Below are 7,201 nucleotides of genomic sequence, written 5' to 3' on the forward strand. Positions count from 1 at the left end.
AGCTAAAGCAGCGTCAGCATTTAAAGAGCGTCGTGGCGGCAACGGTCGTAACTTTCGTCGTTAATAGAAATGCGTCGCTAGCAAAAGGGCGTCGTTAATCGAAAGGCGTCGTTAAGTAAGGCTTTCGCTAATAAAAAGGCGTCGCTAGAAAAGCCGTCGAAATAGCCTAATCAGCTAAAGCGAAAAGCGTAAAATACAAAAGGAGCCTAAGTGCTCCTTTTTTAATGCGTGTCGATTTAGTCGTTCGCCTTAAGCTTCGCGGTTCTTTCTTTGATTCTTCCAAAGGTCAACGCCATAGACAATAGCGCTGATCAGTAAGAATAGCGCTGACACAGAAAACAGAGCGGGCATTTTTAGAATCCACGCGAATGTGGCAGCAAGAAAAGCGACAAAGCAAATGAGTCGACTTGATGACATGACATGACCGAGTTTAATGTTCATAACGCCTCCTAATGAAGTCTCACTTTCGACAGGAGAATTATCCCACCTTTGGCAAAATAAAGGCTAAAAAACAGTCTAAATTGTTATCAAATTTGCTAATTAAAGGGCTCGTATCACACATTTTGGCTTGGTTATTTTATAGTTCACAAAATAACCAGTCGAGGGCATTGTCACTTCTTCATGCTTAGCGATTTACGTTGTGTTTTGCTAACGAAAACCGTGATTACTGTAGTAATTAGTTTGAATGAAACCTAGTTGACGTAGAACCTACTTAGCATAGAAGAAGTAAGCGGTGATCAAAAAGCTTGCGATGATCACTGTGGTGCGAACATATTGTTGTGGAATACGACGAGAAACTTTTGCTGAATAGTAACCACCGACTAATGTCCCAAACAAAACGGCCATGCCTGACGGCCAATCAATCGAACCATTCACAACAAAGAACACGATTGCCGCGAGTGATGCGCATGCCGATACCAACAATTTGATGCCATTCATCACGTTGATATTGGTATACCCTGCCAGTGCCAAGTAGCTCAATGTCACAATGCCTAAGCCTGCATTAAAATAACCACCATAAACACACACGATCAAAAGTAATAAGGCTGAAAAGAACGCGCCTGCGCTGGTGGCGTGCTTATGTTTAGCTGTTACTTTCTTGAGCCATTTATTGAGTGTGCCACCAAAGGTAAAAAGTAGAGCGGCGAACAGTAATAACCAAGGTACGGATTGGGTAAATAGCGCTTCTGGCGTGTGTAGTAGTAAAAATGCACCAATGCCGCCGCCAATTACACATAGCCCAACAACGAGCTTGAGTTGTTTGGTACCAGATTGAATTTCGTGGCGCAGAGCGTAGGCTCCGCTAATGTATCCAGCACACGAAGCAAAGGTATTGGTCGCGTTGGCTGCAATCGGAGGGACGCCAGCGAATAACAAAGCGGGGAAGGTGATGAAGCTGCCTCCTCCTGCAATGGAATTCAACACGCCACCAATCACACCTGACAAGAATAGAATCAACCAATCCATAGTTTTAGAATCCAATGCATTAAATGATGAATCACCTTACTTGATTTTGTTATTAATATCAGGGCAATGTGCAGTGAAGAGGTGGGTTTGTGAGTTTGCTACCAACTTGGAGCTGTGGTTTTTTGAAATGACTGATACGAAAAAAGGAACCTGAGGCTCCCTTTATTTCGTTTTGTTTTCTAGGCTAAGCCAAGTTTACACTTCAACAGGCTTTGCTCTAAAACTCTTGAACAGCTTAACCAGAATCGGACTAGATAGAACCAATACCGCTAAAATAGTGAAGGTCATGGTGATAGGGCGTTCCCAAAGGAAGCTGAGTTCACCATCACTGATCATCAGTGCGCGTCTCAAGTTCTCTTCCATCAAACCACCTAATATGAAGCCAAGCAGTAACGGTGCGAGCGGGAAGTTGGCCAGCCTTAACGCTATCGCCGCCATTGCCACAATTAGCATCACAAACACATCCATCGTGTTGAAAGACACCAAGTACACGCCTGTGATTGAGAAGAAAATAATCATTGGCAGTAGTACCGTTCTTGGTACCGCTAGCAGTTTAGAGATGTAAGGGATTAAAGGCAGATTCAAGATAACCAGCACGATGTTGCCAAAGTACATCGAGATAATCACCGACCAGAATACATCTGGGTGCTCAACGAACAAGCGAGGACCCGGTTGGATGCCATAAGCGATGAGTGCACCAAGCATAATTGCTGTAGTACCAGAGCCCGGAATACCGAGTGTCAGTAGCGGAACGAATGAACCACTCGAAGCTGCATTATTTGCTGATTCAGGAGCCACAAGACCACGAATACTGCCTTTACCAAACTCTTTCTGCTTGTCTTTTGGTGCTAGGCTGCGTTCCATGCCGTAGCTTAAGAAAGCTGCGATAGTCGCGCCAGCACCCGGAAGCACGCCAGTGAAGAAGCCAAGAATTGAAGAACGAATCGAAACGGGCGCGACTTCTTTGAACTCTTCTTTGGTCACTTTCATGCTGCCAATATCGGCCATCTTTTGGCTTTCTTCGCCGCTGGTGTCTTTCTCTGGTTTCAAAATACCCATTAAAGTCTCACCTAAAGCGAAGGTTGCCATAGCAAGAAGTAGGAAACTAAAGCCATCCATTAGGTCTGTTAGGCCAAACGTGAAACGCTCAACACCAACGCCTTTGTCGATACCAACAGTAGATAACATCAAACCAAGAATGGTCATCATCCATGCCTTTATTACCTGACCTGGGCCTGCAAAAGCCGCTACAGCCGATAGACCTAACAACATCAATGCAAAGTAGTCTGACGACTGGAAGCTCAATGAGACACTTGCTAGAGCCGGTGCTGCAATCAAAAGCATGATTGCTGACAGAGTACCGCCAGTGAAAGAAGAGTAGGCTGCTAGTGCCAACGCTTTACCTGCTTGGCCTTTTTGTGCCATTGGGTAGCCGTCGAATGCGGTTACTACCGTTGAAGAACAACCTGGAGCATTGATTAAGATTGATGACGTTGAGCCACCAAATACTGCGCCGTAGTACACACCTGCCATTAAGATTAAGCCAGAAGAAGGGTCTAGGCCGTATGTAATCGGGATCATCAACGCGATTGCTGAAATTGGACCTAGCCCCGGGAGCATACCAATGAAGGTACCCACGAAGCAGCCCACAATTACCATCATGATGTTCATTGGCATCACAGCGGTAGAAAGTCCTTGTAAAATTCCGTCTAACATAATGTTATCCCTACCAAAGAGTGAAGATTAAGCCAGGCTCTAGGTAGATATCTAAGCCTTGAGTTAATAATAAAAAGAACGCGATAACGAAAGGAAATGACGCGCCAAACAAAATAGATTTACGGCGCTCACCCAATAGGTAAAAGCCAGCAAGCAAGAAGAAGCTAGTTGCTAAAACAAAGCCAAGATAAGTCAGTCCAACACCGTACAAAGCCATCAACACTAAAAAGCCAATGAGCAGCTTCCAATTCAACGGCGTGGTGTCGCATGAAACCTTCTGGTCCGGTTGTCCTGTAACTAGTAGGATCAACGACAGGCCGATGCCGATAAACGTTAATAGGGTAGGTAAAGTTCTTGCTGTGAAGGGTTCGTACTCGTCACCGGGGAACAAAGGAATTAGCGTGGTTTGGTAGCCATAGCACAAGCACGCCAGCATAAAGATCATGGCTCCGATGCGATCCTTTGAAAGCAAAGATTCCTTACTCAGAAATTTGGTTGGTAAGTCCGACATATCCAACTCCATTTGGGGTGGTATAAATAGTAAAAAAGCCGTACATGAGCGAGTTAATGAAGAATGTCTGGGATCACTAACCAAAGGTAAGCGAATTACGGTACTGGTTTATCAGCCACTTGCGTTTACAACGAATCGGCAAGCGTTAGTAATACGTCTACGAATAAACAAAGGAGTATGAAGTTAACTCATGTACGGCGAAACAAGGAAAGAGTAAGAGGGCACATAGACCCTCTATGGTTGTTAGTTATTTCAAGAAACCAAGCTCACGCATTAGGTCGCCCATCTGTTTTTCTTGGTCTTCTAGGAAGGCGTAAAAATCTTTGTCAGCTTTGTAGTTGTCAATCCAACCGTTACGGTCACGAACCACTTGCCATTCATCGGTCTTGTACATCTTGCCTAGAGCTACATTCCACTCGTCGATTTTCGCTTGGCTAGTGCCAGGTGCCGCGAAGAAGCCACGCCAGTTAGCAAATACTGTTTCGTTGCCGTACTCAGTTAGTGTTGGGATGTTTGGTGCCGCATCAAGACGTTTTGGTGCCGTTACCGCCAATACTTTTACTTGGCCTGATTTAGACATTTCTAGCACTTCACCAAGGCCTGTCGAAAGCAGTTGTGTTTCGCCAGATAATAGAGCTGCCATTGCTTTACCACCTGCATCGTAAGCAATGTATCGCACTTTCTTCGCATCAAAACCTTCGCCTTTGAACGCTGCCGCCACAACAAGGTGATCCATGCTGCCTCGAGCCGAGCCGCCTGCAATTTTCACTTTACGTGGGTTGCTTTCGAATTCTTTTACTACATCTTCCCAAGTGTTGTACTTCGAATCCGCAGACGCAACGATTGCGCCATAGTCGGCAATAGTTGCTGCTACAGGAGTTAGGTCGCGGAAAGATTGTGGGAAGATCCCCGTTAGTGAACGAACAACGATAGGCGTTGAGTTCACCATTAGCGTGTCTTCTTGACGTTGAGCCGTCTCGATTAGGTGTGCAATGGCTTTACCGCCACCACCACCAGACAAGTTTTGGAAAGAGACATTTTCTACGATGTCGGATTTAACTAATACATCACCCGTACCACGAGCCGTCATATCCCAACCGCCACCAGCGCCGCCAGGGATTAGGAAGTGGATTTTTTCTACGTCAGCAGCAAAAGTGTTAAAAGAAAAGGTTGCTGCGATGATAGAAGCCGCAAGAGTAGGTTTCAGTGCCTTGAACATGGTTCACGTTCCTTATGTAGGGGATCTCTTCAATGGAGAGAAACTTATGTTTTATATCCAGCTGCTAAATACACGAGTAGGGTATTGCTTAGCAGATGACGTTAAAGTTAACGGTGTGTTAAAGAATTGTCTGTAATGCGGTGATATTGAGGATAAAGAACATTGGGTGAATAAAGTTCATAAAGTTCACGGGGAGGTGAGGGTGTCCTTACTGTTGGAGACAGATGAAAAAAGAGAGCCACTTGGACTCTCTTTAATAGTTTGTAACTTATGACATATTTAGTGTTTCTCGATCATGATGAACTAGCCAGTGTTGAGCCTTTTAGCAGTTCAGTCGCGCAATCGAAATCGAACTCCTCGAGTGCGCTTTCCAACTTTTTAAATTCCGAAGGTGTTAGCCCAACCACAGCACCGTCCTCAATGTTAAGAACAATGTTGAGAGCTTCGGTGTCATCATTGGATACCGCTTCTAATAATAGGCCGTATAGTTCAGTACTTGGTTGATTAGGCGATGTCTCCGGTTTTGCTTGCTGGTCTCTTGTATTCTCGGTGGCGACTGTTGTGTGGAAGATCGAGTTAGCGATCTCTTGGCTGAGTTCAATCGTGGTTTTGATGACCTTTTCTTTTAGGTCGTCATCGGTAATTTCGGACTCTAGGTTTTCACATAGACTATGCAAGTCGCTAGCTCCGAGGTTACCGGCCACACCTTTGAGGGTGTGCAAGTAACGTTGTTGAGCACTATTTGATAGTTCGACAGTTAAGGTGCTTTTGTCAGAGTAGGCTTCAACAAATCGTTTCAATAGCTTCGTGTATAAGGTGTGATTGTTGCTCGCTCTCATTAATCCCATGTTGGTATCAAGACCGTCAATGACAGGTAACGCCTCGGGTGCTTTTTCTGCGTTGTTTTCTTCTTGTAGAATCTTGGTGGACTCTTGCAACGAAACATTAAATTGCACAGGGTTAGACGGTGACACCCAATTGGCTAAGGTCGCGAACATCGAGCCGACATCAATCGGTTTAGCGATAATGTCAGTCATCCCACAGTTGAGTGCTTTTTCTTTATCCCGCTCCATCACGTTTGCTGTCATCGCAATGATTGGGGTTTGTGTGTCTTTTATCTTGTTACGAATATGCAGGGTTGCTTCGTAACCGTCCATCACTGGCATTTGGCAATCCATCAAAATACCATCGAAAGGTACGTCGTCAGTTATGGCTTGTTGATAAAGATCTATCGCCTGCTGACCATTCTCGGCAATGGTGACTTTAATTTGTTGCCCCTCTAAAAGCTCTGTTGCGAGCTCTTGGTTTATCTCATTGTCTTCGACCAGCAAGATGTTAGCTCCGGCCAGTTGTTGGACGTTAGCGAGTTGATTTTGTTGTTCTAATTCGCTGCGAGATACGCGGTCTGAGTCGAGTCCATAGAGTGAAACAATAGAGTCATAGAGATGAGATGAGGTGATTGGCTTGTCTAGAATACTCGGTACTTCAAAGCCTCTTTGTTCTATGAGTTCAGCAAGCTCTTCTCGGTCGTATGCGGTCAGCATCATGATTTTAGGCATTGTGAGCTGCTGCCCATTTTTGAGCTCTGCTAGTAAGTCTACGCCATCTCGCTTAGGCATCTTCCAGTCGGAGATTACCAAATCAAATGGCTTGTTCTGAGCGTCAGCGGTATGTAACTCAATAAGAGCTTCATCAACGGATGAGCTCAGTGTTGGTGTCAGCTTTAGTGATTCTAGGATATCGCCTACGATCAAGCGGGCGCTGGAGTTGTCATCGACGACTAACACTTTCAAATTGTTAATTGATGCAGGTACGACAACACGGTGTTGCTGAATAGAATGACTAACGCGAGTAGCAATAGTAAACGAAAAGGTCGAGCCTTTGCCAAGCTCCGTTGAGACATGAATATCCCCTCCCATCAGTTGGCTGAGCTCTTTACTGATGGCAAGGCCTAAGCCTGTACCGCCATATTTCCGAGTGGTTGAGCTGTCAGCTTGAGTAAATTTGGTGAACAGCTTACTGGCTTGCTCTTGCTTCATGCCGATACCACTGTCAGAGACTGCAAAGTTCAATTTGATGTCATCGCCTTGTCTTTCTGCTACTGAGATTGAGATCTTCACTTCGCCTTTTTCGGTGAATTTGACGGCATTGTTACTTAGGTTAATCAGTATTTGCCCAAGTCTCAAAGGGTCACCAATAAGGTTGGTTGGCACGTCTCTATCTACTTGAATGAGCAGCTCTAAACCTCGATCTGAAGCTCGTAAGCCAACCAAGTTAGTAATATTGTC

At 45.1% G+C, this 7,201-nt stretch carries 6 protein-coding genes; all 6 read right to left on the reverse strand.

What is annotated here, in order from left to right; translation table 11 throughout:
* Nucleotides 1-249: 249 nt before the first annotated feature.
* Entirely contained in the window at nt 250-441 is a 192-nt protein-coding gene (locus AB4653_RS09070) for a hypothetical protein (protein WP_009846584.1), read from the reverse strand.
* A 267-nt stretch (nt 442-708) separates the two neighbouring features.
* Nucleotides 709-1,467 (reverse strand): sulfite exporter TauE/SafE family protein, encoded by a 759-nt coding sequence (locus tag AB4653_RS09075; protein WP_102257298.1) that lies wholly within the window; start codon nt 1,465-1,467, stop codon nt 709-711.
* 195 nt (nt 1,468-1,662) lie between these two features.
* On the reverse strand, nt 1,663-3,183 hold the full coding sequence (locus tag AB4653_RS09080; RefSeq protein ID WP_009846586.1) for a tripartite tricarboxylate transporter permease: 1,521 nt from the start codon (nt 3,181-3,183) through the stop codon (nt 1,663-1,665).
* A 10-nt stretch (nt 3,184-3,193) separates the two neighbouring features.
* Nucleotides 3,194-3,694 (reverse strand): tripartite tricarboxylate transporter TctB family protein, encoded by a 501-nt coding sequence (locus AB4653_RS09085; RefSeq protein ID WP_009846587.1) that lies wholly within the window; start codon nt 3,692-3,694, stop codon nt 3,194-3,196.
* A gap of 247 nt (nt 3,695-3,941) precedes the next feature.
* Nucleotides 3,942-4,913: a tripartite tricarboxylate transporter substrate binding protein gene (locus tag AB4653_RS09090; protein ID WP_009846588.1), complete on the reverse strand. Its 972-nt coding sequence runs from the start codon at nt 4,911-4,913 to the stop codon at nt 3,942-3,944.
* 293 nt (nt 4,914-5,206) lie between these two features.
* A partial coding sequence (locus AB4653_RS09095) for a response regulator (RefSeq protein WP_372103908.1) occupies nt 5,207-7,201 on the reverse strand: 1,995 nt, incomplete at its 5' end.

The sequence above is a fragment of the Vibrio sp. 10N.222.48.A3 genome, assembly GCF_041475345.1.
GTDB lineage: Bacteria > Pseudomonadota > Gammaproteobacteria > Enterobacterales > Vibrionaceae > Vibrio > Vibrio tasmaniensis_A.

Coding starts and splice junctions, on each gene's coding strand:
- AB4653_RS09090 (WP_009846588.1), bottom strand. CDS start 4,913: ATGTTCAAGGCACTGAAACCTACTCTTGCGGCTTCTATCATCGCAGCA.
- AB4653_RS09070 (WP_009846584.1), bottom strand. CDS start 441: ATGAACATTAAACTCGGTCATGTCATGTCATCAAGTCGACTCATTTGC.
- AB4653_RS09085 (WP_009846587.1), bottom strand. CDS start 3,694: ATGTCGGACTTACCAACCAAATTTCTGAGTAAGGAATCTTTGCTTTCA.
- AB4653_RS09080 (WP_009846586.1), bottom strand. CDS start 3,183: ATGTTAGACGGAATTTTACAAGGACTTTCTACCGCTGTGATGCCAATG.
- AB4653_RS09075 (WP_102257298.1), bottom strand. CDS start 1,467: ATGGATTGGTTGATTCTATTCTTGTCAGGTGTGATTGGTGGCGTGTTG.